Raw genomic sequence first — 18,060 nt, forward strand, 5'->3', positions numbered from 1 at the left:
AATGCTTTAATTGGCTCTGTCAATTACTTTAAATAGCTCTACAGGAGAATTGTTTGCTCCCAAAATGATGTGTTTGCTTCCTGCTATCTCAAGGGACCTCATGTTTTTGATGTTCCCTTTGGTAAAAAAGGAATTATCAGGAAAAGCCCTTAGGTTTCCATTGGAATCTCCAAGGAGAAGGTACCCAGTGTTGCCATCATAGCGTACTGTTTCGACCTCCGCCTCATAAATTGCGCCTGCACCAATCACATCCAAATGCCCATCTCCATTGACGTCAAAGATCTCAAAAGCCAGTGTAGGACCAAACTGCGCAGGAGTGGGGAGACGCTTCACTTGGAATCGCCCATTTTGGTTTTCCAGGTATGCGCTGGCAAACTCATAGACCATTTTGTGGTCCGCTCCTTCAATTGTTTGCTCGCCATATATATCAAATAGTGTGGCATTGGCAAATGCCTCAAAACTTTCTATTTTCTCACTCACGAAAGGATTTTGCTCCGTGGAGCATTCCTTACCTCGAACAGGCACCAAATTGCCCTGGTAAGATTTGCTCAGGAACATATCATAGTTATCATCATCCCTGAGGTTAGTGGAATAGACATGAAGCGGCTGCTGCTCCGATGGATGAAATTTATTGTTTTCACCCAGGTTGCCTACCAAATAGTCCACATCACCATCCTGATCCAGATCTACCTCCCTGACTGTATTCCACCACCCACTCGAATATTCTAACCCCGCCACTTCTTCTTTAAGAAAATGACCTTCTCTGTTCCTGAAAAATGTAATCGGAAACCATTCCCCCACTACCACAATATCCATTTCTCCATCACCATTAAAATCCGTAAAAAGCAAGTCATTAACCAAGCCTACATTGCTCAATTCCGGAGCTCTCTCCTGAGTAACATCGCGGAACCTTCCTCCACTATTTTCCAGGAGAAATGATTCTGAAAACAGTGGATACCTTCCCGGGATGACCTGCCCCCCAACAACTAAATCCATATCTCCATCCTGATCAAAATCACTGGACGCCACAGCACCGGTAATCCCCGGCATTGCAGGCAGACCACCAGATCTGGTGAAAATTCCTTCACCATTATTAAGATAAAGCCTGTCCTGCAACATCACATTACCTTCAGTTAACTCATATCCTCCACTCGCTACATATAAGTCCTGATCTCCGTCTCCATCTGCGTCAAAAAAAATGGCTTTGTTATCCTCATAATCCCTATCCGCTACAAAGGATGGCTGGGGCAATTCGTGAAAGTTTCCATCAGCACTCTGAAGGTATACTTGCCCATGCTGACCCACTGCTCCCCCTATATACAAATCTGAAAACCCGTCACCATTGAGATCAGTCACAGCCAGAGCAGGCCCCTTCTCCGATTGCTTTTGAGGTAGTAGTACCTGCCGCGAGAAGTCATTATATACATTCTCCTTATGTTCATATTTCAATCCTAACTGATCCGGATTCAGCTCAGCAAAAAAGTGCTGCATCGGGCTATTGAGCTCACCATCCCACTTGAAGTCCTTCTTGTCAAAAGTCAACGTTTGATTAGCGCCAACATCTTCCGCTGCCAATACTGATCCGTCACCCCAGATCACTTCGATACGTTTGACTACTTTTTCGGCCCCCAAGCCAAACAGGAGCACCTTGCTCACCGACGACAAGTATCCTCTGGAAAGGTAGAGCTCCTGATACTGCTGCCCGCTTTCAGTATAAACTTTCACCCCTGCACCAATGGCATTAATATTTCGCGCATCGCCTGTCAGGGCGATTCTAATGTAATTTCCTATGGAATGGTTCTCATAAACAGTGGCCTCCTCCTGCAGATTATTGAGCACGATATCCAGGTCACCATCGTTATCAAAATCACCATAGGCGATTCCGTTTGAATTTATCTTTTGATCAAATCCCCACTCTACAGACGCCTTGTCAAACGTAAGGTCTCCGTTATTTTTGAAAGCGTAATTCATTAGCTTCTCTGAGGGCATGGTACTAAGGATTTCGTCAATACTGAGGGTTTGCTTCTCATTTGTGAGCGCTGATAACTTTCTGCGATAATCCTGATTGCCCAACTCATGCTCCAATCCATTGGTCACCAGAATATCTTTGAAACCATCACAGTCATAATCAGCAATCAAAGCAGCCCAGCTCCAGTCTGTTTTAGAAATACCAGCCATCTGAGCAATGTCAGTGAAGAATCCATTGCCGTTGTTCAGGTTCAGCATATTAGACATGTAAGAGTAGTGATAGCCACCATTTACCATTTTCCAAAACCCGGCAGTATTCATGCTGGGCATATTTTGCTTACCCCTTCTGTGATCTTCGGCGGACATGTCCAAAACAAGCAAATCCGGCTTCAGATCGTTGTTAATATCGGCATAGTCAGAACCCATACTCGTATAAGAAGTGTGCCTGAACCGATCTCTGATTTGATTAGAAAAAGTACCATCCTGATTATTGATATACAGGTAATCAGGGGTAATCAAATCGTTGGCCACATAAATATCCGGCCAACCATCATCATTAAAATCTCCAATAGCGGCACTCAGACCAAACTCCTTATTTCGAACCCCAGACTCCAGTGTGACATCCTTAAAAACAACTCCCTCATTTCGGTACAAATGATCTGAGGTCTCTGAAAAATATTTTCTGTCATGGCGATCTTCAAGGTTGTTGGCCAGTGCAAAATCATGTCGGTGATTGAGGAGATACATGTCAAGATCACCGTCTTTGTCATAATCCAGAAAGTAAGCCTGAGTGGAGAACCCATTATTATCCAACCCCCATTTGGCTGCTTCTTGAGTAAACCTCCCATTTCGCTGATTCACGTAAAGCCTGTTTCTTCTCAACCCTTCATCCTCCATGGAAGCCGACTTGCACACATATATATCCAACCAGCCATCGTTGTTGATATCGATGAGCGTAACCCCTGTACTCCAACCACCCTCATCACTTACCCCGGCACTCTGAGTCGCATCTTTAAACTTAAAATCTCCCTGATTCAGATAGAGCTTATTTGAATGTTGATTCGAAACAAGATAAATATCCTCTAGCCCATCATTGTTCAAATCACCAACTGCCACCCCTGCCCCGTTATAGGCATAAGGATATATCAGGGCATTAAACTTCAAGTTCTGGTCAATGGTGTTTTGAAAATAAACTCCCGATACGGAGGCAGGCACGACAGTGAAAAGTTTCTCGAAAGTGCCGGTCTTTTGATCGAAGGACTCCGTACAGCCGAGCAACACCATGAAGGTCATAATTGCCGCTAATTTGGTCAATGATTTCATAAAAAAAAGTCTAATGTATGCCAATAAGGTACCCAAAACACGAAAAAGCCACTTGCTTTTGCAAGTGGCTTTCACATTTCAATTAATCATATTATTCATCTTATAACAAATCAATCGTTATTCACATGCGTCATGCTCCACTACCGACACATCATCTATGAAGAAAGTCTGTGTAGTTGCTCCCATGTCAAAAAGTAATCTATGATCACCAGAAGCAGTGGCCTGAGCGGTGGTAACAAATGCGAAATAGCTCCAATCTTCGGGGATTTCTAAATCCCGTGAGTAGAAGAAATCTGCTCCATTTCCATCATACTGCGACATAGAAATCCTGAATACTCCATCAGGGCCCGCAGCTTTAGCCCAGAAGCTGATCTTGTATTGATTACCCACAGTCAGTGCTACCGCATCTGATGCTATTTGGGTATCCCATGGATTGCCACCCGCACCTGTTGCGGTCATCGAGCCTGAGCCTGAGTGGGCATCAGTAGAAGCCTCAGCTGCACCGTTCAGCGCTGTCCATCCGGTCAGGCCATCTTCGAAACCTCCATTAGAGTATTCGCTTGATGAAGAAACTTCATATTCCTTTACACTCACACCATCCACAAAGAATGTCTGGGTGCTTGCCCCCATGTCGAAAAGTAATCTATGATTACCAGTGGAGGTAGCCTGAGCAGTTGTGACAAACGAAAAATACGTCCACTCCTCCGGAATAGTAAGATCAGGGGAGTAAAAGAAATCATCTGATTGGCCGCTGGCAAATTGTGACATAGACAGCCTGAACACGCCATCGGGGCCCTCAGCTTTCGCCCAAAAGCCGATCTCATAGTCTGTGCCAACTTCCAATTCCATAGCATCAGAAGCAATCTGAACGTCCCATGGGTTACCTCCTGCACCTGTAGCAGTCATCGACTGGCTACCGCAATAAGCTTCGGCACTAGTGACCTCAGCTGCTCCATTTAGAGCAGTCCATCCGGTCAGGTCAGTTTCGAAGCTCGAATTGGCAAGCAACTCAACCGGCCCTGAAGCTCCAATGGAACCTGGGACTAATCCTATTTGGTCAATTGCAAAAGGAACAGCTCCCATTCCCATATCCAACACCACTCTATGAGTAGGCAGGTCATTTGTGACCGTGAAGGTCCAGGTATATTGCTCCCAGTTGGTAGACATCTCTACGGTCTCCCCATAAAAATAGTCGGCACCATTTCCATCATATTGTGATACTGATACTCGCATTTGTGCGCCTGCGGTCTCACCTTTAGCCCATAATACGACGGTATAAACATCCCCGAAATTCAGCGGTACTGCGGTACTAGCCACTTGTCTGTCCCAGGGGTTTCCGGCTGCCGGAACCACTCTCATGGACCTGGAACCACCATATCCGCTTGTGATGGCTGTAATAGCTCCATCACCGGCATTTAGCAACTCCCATCCGGCAAATGGAACACCATCTCCTTCAGCCTCCAAATCGGAATTAGGTATCACACTCTCCCGGGCATAGAATGCCGTGGTTGGTTTGGCTACCCCGTAGGTCGTTGTGATTTCAAATTCTATTGCTGAAGTCTCATCCACACCTGAGGGCACCGTCACTACTAATTCAGAATCACCTGCCGATACCACGGTGGCACTAATACCATCTACCGTAACTGAAGTGTTGTTATTCAAACTTGATCCCTTGATAACCAAATCACCACCCACCGGCACATAAGCATCAAAGGATGTAATCACCGGAGAAGGTTTCAATACCACCTCAAATACATAAGTGGCACGCACGTTTCGAGGCATTGCCAAGGTGATAGTCGTTTCACCCACTGGTGCTTCGTCCGGAACCGTAAAGGTGATCGTATTTCCATCTAGCGTAAAAGACGCTTGTATATTCCCGACAAAAACAAACTGAACCTGGTCAAAACCCTCCCCCGTCAAAGAAACCGGAGATCCCTGAAACACTGCTTCGGCACTGATGCTACCTACCTTTACCTCTGCCATCATCTCATCTTCACAGCCTGTAATCACTATGGAAAGCAACATTACTGTAAGGCATCCTATTAAAAGTTTAAAATTTTTCATTGTCTCTTTCTTTTAAATTTTAATAACCCGTGTTCTGCGTACTGCCAGTCTGATCAATGAACTCCAGCGGAATGGGCCAGCGAACATGTTTTGACTCGATATTCGGTGCCGCTGCAGGATTGTGCATACGTACTCTTTCTACCAGCAAGTCATTGCGCTTTAAGAACGCCCACCGGTGTCCCTCATGCCCAAGTTCTCTTGCCTGCTCTTCCACAATGTCCTCCAGAGTGATACTTGAAAAATTGCCCGTGACATTGCCGTAAGCTCTTTCTCTGAGTACATTCAGGTAAGTCATGGCCTGGCCTGTATTACCCTGTCCAAAATAGGCCTCCGCTGCGGCGATGTATGCATGAGAGTATCTAAAGAGAATGATGTTTCTCCAACCCTCAGCCTGAGCGGTGGTCCTTCCGTAAGTATTATCTTCGTAGTACTTGAAAGTGGTAGGGTCAGCGTAACGCAACCTTATGGGATCTTCTCCAAACTGTGCTTCCAGATCTTCTCTCTCCACCCGGTCTCCGATATTCCTCCCGTCAGGCAAAGCCTCTGGATCATCAAATACCCAGTGGGTTTTGTGCCAGGCTTCTAACCTACCATCCGCCTCGTCAAACAGGGTCCAGTAGTAGTCTGACGGGGACAACCTAGACCATGGCCTTCCACCTGCTTCCATCGTTCTGGCTACTCCATTCACACGATCATACAGGGGCATGAAGTGTTGGGAGGTCCACTGTACCTCATCAGGAATGTCACTGGTAAACCCAATAGAAAAGATGATTTCTGCATTGTTTTCTTCTCCAGATTTGCCTCCATCCAGACCAAAGATTCCATCCAGTGGCTGCAATGAATAGGAAGGGTCGGTGATGACTGCCTCTGCTGCAGCGGCGGCTTTTTCATACAAACCCCTGTCTAGCGCTGCTTCCGCCAACAGAAGATTGGCCAAACCTTTCGAAGGGATCAGTACTCCTCTGTCACCAATCTCACTTCGGGTAAACATCAACGGGACAGCTGTCTCCAGATCAGAAATGATCAGGTCATATACTTCTGATTCCTGTCGCTGCTCTGCCTCGAACACCGGCCCCTGATCCAAATCCGCAGCTGCTATAATCGGAATATTGCCAAACCGGCGAACCAACTCCAGATACAAATATGCCCGCATGGTATAGGCTTGTCCGAGTTTGTCTTTGATTTCCGGATCCAAGTCATCCACTGACCCGGAAGAAACAAGTCCGTTTATTGCTGTATTTGCAAAGGTAATACCGCTATAGTAGGTGTCCCAAATGGATAAAACCTGAGTGCTATTAGCAGCAAATGAACCATTGTATGAATTCATCCCAGGCATACCTGAGGCTGGCTCGTCAGACAGATTGGTTCCATCTCTCACTATATCGGTACCACAGGCTTTGTACACCGAGATTCCTGGATCCCTGAATGTGGACCTGACTGCCAGCAGGGCCCCGGAAAGAATCGCATCACTACCTTTTGCCGTCCGCGCTGCTTCCTCTGCAGAAAGTGAATGTCTCAGCTCTATATCATCAAGGAGCTTATCACAACCCCAAAATGAAGTAGTAAAAGTAAGGAGCAGTGCTATGAATAAATATCTATATTTTTTCATGTTTAGTGTTTTTTAGAATGTGACATTTAATCCTGCTGTCCAATTTTTAGTCACAGGGTACTGATCTGTGTTTGTGATCTCCGGAGAATAAGCGTTGGTGTAATCAGTCCAGTACTTGAGGTTATTTCCCCTGATAGATAAGGTTACCCCTCCCAATGAGGCCTTTTTAACCCACTTGGACGGAAGGTTATAGGAGAATGAAATGTTCCGCAATGAAACAAAACTGGCATCCTCTGTGAAGATAGCTGCCCCAAATGGTCCGGACATTGGGGAACCCTCTCCCACTCTTGGATAATCGTTGGAAGGGTTATCAGGAGTCCAGTAGTTGATTGCGATAGTATTGCCCCGTGCAGAGTTGTAACCGCCGTATATACTGTTGTATCGCTTTACACCCATCACTGCCTCAAATAGCACCGATAGCGTAAATCCTTTGTAGGTAATCACGTTATTGATCCCACCATACCAGCTTGGAGTAGGGTTTCCAATGAATGTTCTGTCATCAAAATCGATATTTCCATCTCCATTTACATCATCTATCTTGGCATCACCGGCTTGTGGAGCAGTTCCGAACGTGGTGACAATAGCATCAGCCACTTCATCAGCCTGCCAAACGCCCAGGTATTTAAAATCGTAGATTTCTCTAAAATCCTGACCTATGAACCATCCATTTGAGATGTCATCAAGTGGCTCTCCGTCAGGGCCAGTCTCATTTAGCTTTTCGATTGTGCTACGATTAGCAGCCAGATTAAGACTAGGTGTCCAGCTAAAATCATTTGACTCCATGGCAACAGCCTTTAGAGACAATTCAATCCCCTTATTAGCTGTTTCTCCAATGTTAGATGGAAACTGGCTGTAGCCATTATTGAGAGGAGCTGGTATCTGCTGATAAAGTAATACGTCCTTAGTGGCAGTATTGTATACCTCTATCGATCCCGAAATACGACTAGCCAATAAACCAAAGTCGGCTCCAACGTTGAACTGCTTGCTCGTTTCCCATTTCAAGTTCTTGTTCCCGGCCGTGGTTCCAGGTCTAAACCCTGTGTTCTCTGTACCAGGTATAGAAGTAGGGTAAGTGCCCGCCTGATAGGAGAATGGATTGATATTGTCATTACCCATTACCCCGTAACTCAGTCTCATCTTGAACATGTTGAAATTATTTCCACCAAACCACCAACTCTCCTCCTGGGCATTCCATGCCAATGAAGCAGACGGGAATATTCCATAGCGATTATCTCCAAGAAACCTCGAAGAAGCGTCGCGTCGTACCGTAAATGTTGCACTATACTTGCCCTGATAGTTGTAGCCAAGTCTAGTGGCCACATAGTACTTCGCCCAATCACTTGTGTTGGTGCCTATGGTTTGCTGGGCCGCAGGTGCTGAGTGTATTCCGTAATAACCGAGCTCATCAGCGGCAATGTTACGAGCATTCATCTCAAACCTTGTCCATTTGTTTACCTGCCCACCATAGATCACGGTGGCGTTCACTCCATGGTCGCCAAACTCTCTGGTATAGTTGAGGATGTTGTCCAACAAATAGTTCACTTCCTCAGACTCTCTGACTTGCGCCAGGTTGAGAGCATCATCTGTGAAGTTATCAGATTGGTATCTGCCGAAAAACTCCATTCTCGTTTGCGCGAAAGTGTTCAAAGTGTAAGTCAGTCCATCTATAATCTCAATGTTGATGTTGGGATTGATATATGCTCTGGTCACATTGACGTCAAATTCACTTTCATTGAACTTGTGCAATGGATTTACGGCAAACAAGTCTTCTGTAGCAAATTTGCTGTAATTGCCCTCTGCATCATATAGATTTCCGAAAGGGCTGGTGCCTACGAGTGCTGAAAGTGATGGCACGGCATTGTTTTCAAATCCCACAATACGTGTTCGCTGATCCGAGAAGCTCTTTGAAAGCTGAACATTTGCTCCCACAGTGATTCGATCATTGATGTTCCAGTTGGCATTAAATCGAGTGGAAAACCTCTTGTAGTCCGAAGCCTCAATGGGGCCCTTCTCACCATAGTAATTACCACTCAGGTAGAAATTGCCCTGAGCAGATCCACCTGAAACTTCCACTCCCATATTGTTCTGAATTCCGGTTCGCAATACCTCATCCAACCAGTTCACCTCATTCCCTGCGATGTAGTTTTGCTCCTCTACCATGTCCAACAAACTGGTTACAGTAGGGTCTGGTACTGTCGCATCGCCAGCCTTAAACGCGTCAAACTTGAATTGAAGAAATTCATCTCCATTCATAATATTAGGTCTTTGAGCGATATTAACAATACCTGTGGACGCAGAGGCTTTGATTTGAGTTCTACCAGGCCGCCCGTTTTTTGTGGTGATCAGTATCACTCCGTTGGCACCACTCGAACCATAAATGGAAGCCGAAGCTGCATCCTTCAGCACGTTAATACTTTCTATATCCGCTGGATTGAGCTCTGCCAGATTTCCACCAACCAGAGGTACACCGTCAATCACAATAATGGGTTGGTTCACATCATCTATATTGCTACCTCCACTCGCCGAAGCGCCAAGGGAGTTGTTCCCTCGTATTTTGAAAGTCACTCCTGAACCCGGTTGACCACCTGTCCTCACGATCTGGAGGCCGGCCACTTGCCCCCTCATAGCTTCTACTACATTGGGTACGGAAGCCTTGGTGATTTCCTGCACATCTACGGTGCTGATCGCACCCGTAACGTTAGCCCGCTCCATCGTACCATAGCCTACCACCACTACTTCGTTAAGTGCCTGAATATCAGCAGATAATGCCACATCCACTATTTGTCGACCATTTATTTCCACTTCCTGCGGAGCAAAGCCTACAAAACTAAATACAAGGGTGGCATTCGCTTCGGGTACCGAAAAGCGATAATTGCCCTCAATGTCCGTAACCGTTCCTGTGGAACTGCCTTTGACCAGAACGGTAACACCAGGAAGTCCTTCCTCAGTTTCGTTATCTGTAACTCTACCACTGACCGTCATCTGTGCATAGGATGAGTAGGTCAACAGAAGCATCATTATCCACGACCACCGCGCCGTTTGGTGAGCCATGACTTTCATTTTTTTAGTACACATAATACATACATCATTTTGTTAGGTTTCACATTTTCATCAGGTCAAAAAGCACCTTCAAAAAGAAGTCACTTCAAATCCCCTTTAATCTGCAAATCGGCAAATCATACAATGAAAGTAGTAGTAATATTCAATAAACGCAATCGATTGTGTTAATTTCTTGAAAAAATTAGCATATTTTCAATAGGGATAGCTTTATATGGTTGAAATCGGTTGCGAAAAAAAGCCAAATTCAGCGCATTTCACGTGGTCCCTTATAACTACTAAAACGCATGGTCTCATAGAAAAAAAGGGAATTGAATGCTCACGAAATACCGGGTGCATATGCTCACACCCGACCAACACCAATCTCATTCGCTTCTCTTCGAATTCCGGAAATTCTCAGGTGCCTGGTATGAACTGAAAAGACTTCTCACAAGTAGCAGACGCCCTGGCCTGATAGCGCAGCGGATTGTTCTACAAAAAGCTGCTAATCAGAAATATTTCTTAAATTCAACTCATGAACTTAAGGGAAATCATCGATCAGCTAAATGAAGTATATGATGGGGAACCATGGTTTGGCAACTCTATTTCGACCTACCTCCAGGAAATAGAACCCGAGCTCCTCAGCAAACACCTGGGTACCGGGCATTCGATCGGCCAGATCATCTCTCATATGATTGCCTGGAGGGAATATGTGATTGGAAAACTAACCGGGCTAGACCTCAAAATAGAGGTCGGTGGAGAGAATGACTGGGAGTCCCGACAATTCGAGCCAGCTGATAAAACCGAGCTTTATTCGAAGTTTAAATCCACACAAAAAAGACTAAACTCCCTGCTCTCGGAGCATACAGATGAACTCCTGGGCAAGACCGTCCCAAACCACACCATCACCTTTGAAAAGCTATTATGCGGTATCATTCAGCACGACATCTATCATCTGGGTCAGATCTATTTGCTCAAATCTTCTAAATAATCTCTTTCTGAAACTAATCGGGCAAATACTCCACAAATATCGGGACGCACTGGGGCCAGACTACCATGCCTACCACAATCACGCACAGAGAGTGTACACCTATGCCACCACCCTCCTGTTAATGCGCGAAAATAAAAAACTGGCCATCGCCGTGGCATTTCACGATCTGGATATATGGGTATCTGATGGAATGGACTACCTATCAGGGTCCGAGCAGTTGGCCAGAGATTACCTAAAAAACAGCGACTTTGATTACCTGCCAGATGAGGTAGCGTTTTTCATCAAAAACCATCACAAACTGTGGCCCATCAAGGGAAACATAGAAGCTGAGGCTTTTAGAAAAGCTGATCTGATAGACCTAACCAGCGGATTTATCCGGTACAATATCCCCGAAAGCATTATCTCAGAAACTGAGCGCACTTTCCCCAGGGAAAATTTCACCCGTATGATCTCATCCAGAGCCCTTAATCATGCCATCAGACATCCCCTGAGGCCATTTCCAATGATTAAGTGGTAATTTTGACCATGATCTATGAAGAAGCACTGAAGCAGGCAAGAGACCAGCAAAAAGCCAATAAAGCTTTTCTGAAGACTCTGAAAAGGATTAAACCTAAAAATCTGGATAATCAATTTCACACCCTTCACGAAGAAGCCTTCGAAGAGATAGATTGCCTCGAATGTGCCAACTGCTGCAAAACCACCTCGCCCATCTTTCAGATGGCAGACATAGAGCGACTCGCCCGCACAGTAAAAATGAAAGTACCGGTTTTCATCGATACATATCTTTACCTGGACGAAGAAAAGGATTATGTCCTCAAATCCTCACCCTGTCCGTTTCTGGGTGCCGACAATAAATGCATTGTCTATGAAAACCGTCCAAAGGCCTGCCGTGAATACCCCCATACCGACAGAAAACGAATGTATCAGATCACAGACCTCACCTTCAAAAACACCCTGGTTTGTCCAGCCGTAAGTCAGATCGTAAGGAAACTAAGCGAATCGTACAACCAATAGTCCTTCTGCTGCATCCTTAGAGGTAAATTGCTTAAATTAAGTCCACGTAACCCCAAAAACGATGCGCGCTCAAGCATACCTCACTCTCCTTATCCTCCTACTGGCCAGTTGTAGCGAAAAAGAAAACAAGCCCGAGGATCCATTGAAAGCGTATACTTCCAGCTATGAGATCATACAAGGGGAAATATGGGATCAAACCTGTATCAGCTGCCATGTATCAGGATCTTCCTTTGCACGACAATCCGATCTGATCCTCACTGCCGATGTATCCTACGCTCAGCTCATCAATCGCCCCCCTAAAAACACCGCCGCGTTAGAGGATGGCCTGATGCTCGTAGGCGATAAGGGACTGGAAAGTCTTTACGAAAGTTTCCTTTGGGAAAAAATCAACGCTCCGGATCAGGAGCACTTTTACGCAGATCACCCAGGCTATGGCTCACAGATGCCTCTGGGTGGGGATCCACTGACCAATGGGCAAATTGAATTCATCCGCCAATGGATTTCTGCGGGCGCACCACAGGAGGGTGACGTGATAGACAGGGAGGTACTTAAGGACACCAGCTGGTTTGAACGTGTTGCCTTTCAGCCGCTTCCGTTACCCGAGCAAGGATATCAATTTCATATTACTCCTTTTGAGGTGCGCCCAAACAGCGAACGTGAGCTTTTCAAGTACCAGCCACTCAATAATACCGAGCCACTCTACATCTCCGGCTTTGAAATCACCATGAAGTCAGGAAGCCACCATTTTATCCTTTACAACTTCCCCGAGACTTTTGCTCCCTCGCTCCTGCCCAATGAAAACCTGATCAGAGATGTCTACGATGCCTCCGGCAACTATGTGTTTACTACGTTGTATCACATGCAGTTTCATCAGTTTGTAGCTGGTACCCAGGTGCCCAAAGTGCGATACAACTACCCGGAGGGAGTGGCTCTGAAAGTACCTGCAAACTCAGGGTTTGACATGAACAGTCACTATGCCAACCGCACAGACGAGACCATGGAGGGGGAAGTATATGCCAATATCTATACCACCTCTGCCAGTGAAGTCACGCATATTGCTCAAATTCTCAACCTCAATAATGACAACTTCTATCTACCGGCCGGAAAAGTAACCACCATTCAAAAAACCTACACCTTTGATAAGGATCGGCATATTTTTCAACTTTGGTCTCACGCGCATGAGCACAACACCTCCTTCAAAGTGTTCATCTCAGGGGGAGAACGCCACGGTGAGCTTGTCTACTTCTCCAATGACTGGGAGCACCCACCTATTCTGCAATTGGATCCACCCCTCGGCCTCAAAGCGGGCGAGGGCCTCATGCTGGAGGCCACCTATAACAACTGGGAAGACCGGGATCTGGCCTTTGGACTGAGAAGCACCGATGAAATGATGATTCTCTTTGGTGCGTATTATGAGTAACTCAAAGGCCTTTTAAGTGATGGATATGTTCGTCCACCACGTCTATTTGTTTGGTGATTGCTTCCACATACTTTTTCATTTCCTTCTCCAGTTCCTTGGACACCTTCTTATAGTCATCCATGGTTTTGTTGCGTTCATTATCATTCAAAGCGGTGCACTCTTGTCTCAGAAACATCAGAAAAGCGCCTGTGGTGTAATCTGTCTCCAGCGTATTGATGTCATCCAACGTGGCCTTGGCCTCAGGATCCTCGCTCGTCTGAAATTTACTCTGTACAATCCTGTAAAGGGCACTATCATAATGATGAATTTGCTTTAAGAGCAAGATGGTGTTATCCCTATATGCCTTCGTGCGGCAATAGTCCATCAAGCCCTCATAAGTTCTGAGTTTCTCTGCAGAATTGTCCCACTGGATAGTGAGGTCATCAATGATCGTCACAATATTCTCGTCCTTTTCCTGTGCTCTGGTCATCAAAAAAAAGCAGGAAAAGCAGAGTAGTAGTATCAAGCGGTGTTTCATAAAAAAATGAGTTTAGAATCTTCAGCCAATAAAGATATCAAATTCAACCAATTCTTACTCGCCGAGTTTTTTTGATACGCCCCGCTATTCAGCCTTACCTTTGTGCTATGGAGAAAATCTCGATCCTGGGATGTGGCTGGTTAGGCCTCCCGCTGGCCAAAGCCCTCATAAAAGCAGGACATCTGGTCAAAGGCAGTACCACACATCCTGAAAAAATATCTCTTTTGCACATCGCAGGTATCCATCCGTATCTGATAGATCTTAACCCCACGTATCAGGGACCGAAAGATTTTTTCGAAAGTGACCTTGTCATTATCAATCTCCCACCCAGAAATAGAAACGAAGACCCGTCCTTTCACCTAAAGCAACTTCTATCCGTAAGAGAAAACATGCTTGTTTCCAGGGTTTCCAAAGTGATCTTTGTGAGCTCTACGGCAGTCTATCCTGATCTCAATCGGGTGGTCACGGAGGAGGATGCCGCGGCAAATAGCCTGAGCAGGGCTGGTATCTCGCTACTGCAGATGGAGCACCTCTTCACAGAAGTCCCCAACCTCCAAAGTACCATTATCAGGTTTGGTGGGCTCTATGGCCCCGGGCGGCACCCCGGTAGATTTCTGGCTGGCAAAAAACAGCTTGGTGGTGCTCATAACCCGGTCAACATGATCCATTTAGACGACTGTATTGGCATTATCCAAACCATCATCCGAGACCATCACTGGAATCAAACATTCAACGCTTGCTCCCCCCATCGCCAGACCAGAGCCGAGTTTTATACCCTGGCGGCAAAAGACCTGGGCGTGGAAATTCCGGACTTCACACAGGAAGCCAAACCCTACAAAGAGGTTTCATCCGAAAAAATGCTCTCCCAAACAGGTTACAAGTTCTTTCATTGAGGTTCACCTTTTCGTTCTCTTGGTTTTGTCCTACTTTTGCCCCCGTTTTAATCAAAGCCAACCATGAAAATATTCAGGTACATTCCAATCATTATTCTTAGTCTGCTTTCTATACAGTCCTTCGGGCAAATGGCCATCTCCTTTGAGGAAGCCAAAAACCAGGGTATCAACGTAGCAGAGCTGGACAGTACCTACAAGAGTGGCATACACAGTGATCCCAACCTGGCGGTGTTTTCTGAGCAGCAAACCGAGTACATTCAGGCATACTACGCGATGATTCGTGACCTAAGCACCTATTTGAATAGCAACGATTTCAGATGGGGTGGACAGACCCGCTGCTTCAACAGAATCTATTTTGCCGCCGATGGCTCCATCGAATATTTCATCTATCAGTTTGAGGAAGGTGAACTCAGTGTAGAAAGACAGGCAGAGTTTGATCAACTCCTGAATGAGTTTATCAACAGTGCGAAGTTCCCGATGAGCAAGGACGTGAAATTTGCACAATGTAGTCCTGTGAACTACCGGGATACGCTATAATACTTCACACCAAACAACATTTCCGAAATGATCTCCTGCTGAGAATTCTCTGTCAGTGTATTGGCATGGGCTGTACTGAGTATGCTTTGTCATATCAGCTCTATCAAGTTTTCTGATGGCATTATGGATCAAGCAATATTTGTGTGGGGCATCACTACATAGTTATTTTTTGCAAAAAAATAACTATTCCACTGTAGATCCAGAAAAGTAAGGACACAAAGGCGGGTGGGGCATCCAAGGCAAGTGTGAATCATTTTGACTTCAGAAGGTCTTTAAAAAAGTCCATAAACGATGAGTCAAAATGATTTTTTGCGTGCGACCGGCCAGGTTGGTGCCCTTCTGTAGGACCACTAATTGTTTTCTTTGCCTACGCGGCCCGGGGCAAGCAAAGAAAATGAAGGCTAAGCAGCCAATCAGTTGGATTGAGTCAAATGAGATGCCAGATTACGGATCACTATCCATCTTTAATACAATCTCCCCACTAGAATTCCGTTTGATCCGGCATTAGCCATTTGCGCATTCACTCGTGCTCAATGGTTCTTTTGCATACATACCCCCTACTATACGCCCTGAGATAAGGGCACCCACCACTCATTTTCACAATAAGAATGAAACAACGTACACTTTCAGCACCAAAAATTCAAGTCTCACAACTCACCAAAACCATACTATATTTTTATTATTCACAACAATTGTCTATTTTTATTAAATAATATTTTGCTTTTGATTGGATAAATTAAAAATATTTCAATAATTGAAGACTTTGAATATTAACTCCGTAATTGACCCCTCTTTATTGGACAAGGGTATAGAAATCCGTTTAAAAAACGGTGAAATCCTGACTCAGCAATTTGCCAAAGCGAATGATTTCTATCTGATGAAATCGGGTCGCGTAAGGTTTTTTCTGTCCATGGATGACTCAGGTGGAGAAATAGAAGTAGGTGAAAGTGACACCAAGCTGACTCCCATTGGATGGAGTGGGTTCAATTCGCCCGGCAGATATGCCACCACTGTGAAAGTGGATTCGCTTTCGGCCACCTTTATCAAATGGAACCACGAGGAGCTCCGCGAGATTCTGGAAGCCAATCCTGAACTGGGCACTGCCTTTCTCAGAGACATTTGCGGAAGAGCCAGAGACCTCATTAAAATCGCGGTAAAAATTCTCAATGCAAAAGCCCCATCTGTGCTGCCCTCACTTCCTGAAAGCTCCAATGGATTTACCATCACGGCGCCTTCTCCGGAAGAAGACCTGGTCAAATTCCTAAGAAAATCTGCGTTTTTCGAGGCCTTTGATGAAGTCCCGCTAGAGTTTCTCTCCCAAAATGTAGAGCGCCGGATGTATGCAGCCAATGAAATCATCTACACACAGGATAAAAAATCTGATGGCCTGTTTATTCTCGGGATGGGGAAAGTCCGTTTTAGCTACCACAGCGAAAATCAGGCAAATGTAAGTTTCACACAGATCACCACTCCTGGGTTTGTACTCAGCTGGGCCTCATCCGTGTTCAAAGCCAACATCATCAATGCGCATGCCGTCCAGGATACCCTGGTCTACTTTGTGCCTCAGACCAGCATGGACAGGATCATCAAGCTCAACCCTACTTTCTCACCACAGTACTTCAAGCGACTCCTCTGGCTGATCAGCCACCAGCTGCAAGCCATCCGGGCCAGGATCATTGCCTCTCGACTTAACCATGAAGTGGTGGCCATCAGCAACCTGATCGACCAAAACAGCGCCAGGCTCACGCTTACTTCTCCATTACACAAAATACCTCACCTGCTGGACAACAAGCTTACAGTGACCGATGCCATTGACACCCTGGAGAATCTCAAAGAACACGGCACCTCTCTGGAGAAGACTGTAGCGCTCTCTTCTCTGGACATTCTGGAAGGAATCCGAAAAGAGCAACAGTTTTACAAAGGCCTGGTGAATGTGTACAACAGCGTGGTGGGTGCCCCTAAGGACTTGCCTGCCGAGCAGGTCAGAAAAATCAGTGCGACCGCCTATATGAAGATCTTCGATCATCAGGATCACATCATCAAGGGCCAGGAAAACCTGCCAGAGAAATCCGGTAATATCTTCATATACAATCACCTCCGAAACCATACGTACAACACCCTGCCCAACCAGTTTCAAATCACTCTGGACTCTCATTTTATCAGCAGCATGGTGCTGATGAAAAAATATGGTGATCCGGGCTTGCGCATCGTGCGGGTGGGACTGAGCAAAGAGTTTGCACATCAGGAATACTACCAACGCCTGGGGCACATAGATGTGTTCACTGAAGATTCGGGAACGAAACCTAAAAAACTCAAGAAGCAGGTACGCCAAATGTTTTACAATGAAGCCGGTGCGCACCTTGCCAAAGGTGGCAACCTCATCATTAGCCCGGAAGGAAACTCCTACAGCACTGAAGAATCCCCCGGACCATTCAAATCGGGGGCCTTCAACCTGGCACTTTCCATGAAAAAAGAACCCTGGATCGTGCCTGTGGCCATGGCCAATTTTGAGAAGCGTGCCCGAAACAATTGCTTCTCCTGCCTCATTTTGCCCCCTTTCAAGGTGTCTGACTATATTAGCGACCCTGAAAGCAAAACAGAGATGAAGCAGTTTCTTTCGGAGTATCAGGAAACGTACCGCGCCTACGTGGAGCGAGCCCTGGAACAATCCAGGAAGTCTTAGTGCAA

Annotated in this window: 12 protein-coding genes; 7 read left to right on the forward strand and 5 right to left on the reverse strand. The window is 45.8% G+C overall.

Features of this window, described 5'->3' with window-relative positions:
• Window positions 1-6: 6 nt before the first annotated feature.
• From GV030_RS15545 to GV030_RS15560, 4 genes are all read right to left on the reverse strand, one after another.
• Window positions 7-3,291: a VCBS repeat-containing protein gene (locus tag GV030_RS15545; protein ID WP_159583971.1), complete on the reverse strand. Its 3,285-nt coding sequence runs from the start codon at window positions 3,289-3,291 to the stop codon at window positions 7-9.
• A 117-nt stretch (window positions 3,292-3,408) separates the two neighbouring features.
• Window positions 3,409-5,355 (reverse strand): carbohydrate binding domain-containing protein, encoded by a 1,947-nt coding sequence (locus GV030_RS15550; protein WP_159583973.1) that lies wholly within the window; start codon window positions 5,353-5,355, stop codon window positions 3,409-3,411.
• 19 nt (window positions 5,356-5,374) lie between these two features.
• On the reverse strand, window positions 5,375-6,964 hold the full coding sequence (locus GV030_RS15555) for a RagB/SusD family nutrient uptake outer membrane protein (protein ID WP_159583975.1): 1,590 nt from the start codon (window positions 6,962-6,964) through the stop codon (window positions 5,375-5,377).
• Window positions 6,965-6,976: 12 nt separating this feature from the next.
• Window positions 6,977-10,015: a TonB-dependent receptor gene (locus GV030_RS15560; protein WP_159583977.1), complete on the reverse strand. Its 3,039-nt coding sequence runs from the start codon at window positions 10,013-10,015 to the stop codon at window positions 6,977-6,979.
• Window positions 10,016-10,535: 520 nt separating this feature from the next.
• Between GV030_RS15560 and GV030_RS15565 the strand changes: the two genes are divergently transcribed.
• The 4 genes from GV030_RS15565 (at window position 10,536) to GV030_RS15580 (ending at window position 13,425) form a co-directional block, all read left to right on the forward strand.
• A complete protein-coding gene (locus tag GV030_RS15565) occupies window positions 10,536-10,991 on the forward strand; it encodes a DinB family protein (protein ID WP_159583979.1) in 456 nt (151 codons plus the stop codon).
• Window positions 10,992-11,112: 121 nt separating this feature from the next.
• Window positions 11,113-11,508 carry a phosphohydrolase gene (locus GV030_RS15570; protein WP_159583981.1) on the forward strand — a complete coding sequence of 132 codons (396 nt, stop codon included), beginning with the start codon at window positions 11,113-11,115 and terminating at the stop codon, window positions 11,506-11,508.
• A gap of 8 nt (window positions 11,509-11,516) precedes the next feature.
• A complete protein-coding gene (locus tag GV030_RS15575; protein WP_159583983.1) occupies window positions 11,517-12,005 on the forward strand; it encodes a YkgJ family cysteine cluster protein in 489 nt (162 codons plus the stop codon).
• Between the two features lie 61 nt (window positions 12,006-12,066).
• Window positions 12,067-13,425, forward strand: coding sequence for a hypothetical protein (locus GV030_RS15580; RefSeq protein ID WP_159583985.1), 1,359 nt, complete (start codon window positions 12,067-12,069; stop codon window positions 13,423-13,425).
• Between the two features lies 1 nt (window position 13,426).
• Here the strand turns inward: GV030_RS15580 and GV030_RS15585 are convergent, their stop codons facing one another.
• Window positions 13,427-13,942 carry a hypothetical protein gene (locus GV030_RS15585; RefSeq protein WP_159583987.1) on the reverse strand — a complete coding sequence of 172 codons (516 nt, stop codon included), beginning with the start codon at window positions 13,940-13,942 and terminating at the stop codon, window positions 13,427-13,429.
• Between the two features lie 107 nt (window positions 13,943-14,049).
• Between GV030_RS15585 and GV030_RS15590 the strand changes: the two genes are divergently transcribed.
• The 3 genes from GV030_RS15590 to GV030_RS15600 all read left to right on the forward strand — a co-directional run bounded on the left by GV030_RS15590 (window position 14,050) and on the right by GV030_RS15600 (window position 18,055).
• Window positions 14,050-14,835, forward strand: a complete 786-nt coding sequence (locus GV030_RS15590; protein ID WP_159583989.1) for an SDR family oxidoreductase — start codon at window positions 14,050-14,052, stop codon at window positions 14,833-14,835.
• A 63-nt stretch (window positions 14,836-14,898) separates the two neighbouring features.
• Window positions 14,899-15,372: a hypothetical protein gene (locus GV030_RS15595; protein WP_159583991.1), complete on the forward strand. Its 474-nt coding sequence runs from the start codon at window positions 14,899-14,901 to the stop codon at window positions 15,370-15,372.
• Between the two features lie 763 nt (window positions 15,373-16,135).
• Window positions 16,136-18,055: a 1-acyl-sn-glycerol-3-phosphate acyltransferase gene (locus GV030_RS15600; RefSeq protein WP_221413397.1), complete on the forward strand. Its 1,920-nt coding sequence runs from the start codon at window positions 16,136-16,138 to the stop codon at window positions 18,053-18,055.
• The last annotated feature ends 5 nt before the right edge of the window (window positions 18,056-18,060 follow it).

The organism is Marinoscillum sp. 108 (assembly GCF_902506655.1).
Taxonomy (GTDB): Bacteria; Bacteroidota; Bacteroidia; order Cytophagales; family Cyclobacteriaceae; genus Marinoscillum; species Marinoscillum luteum.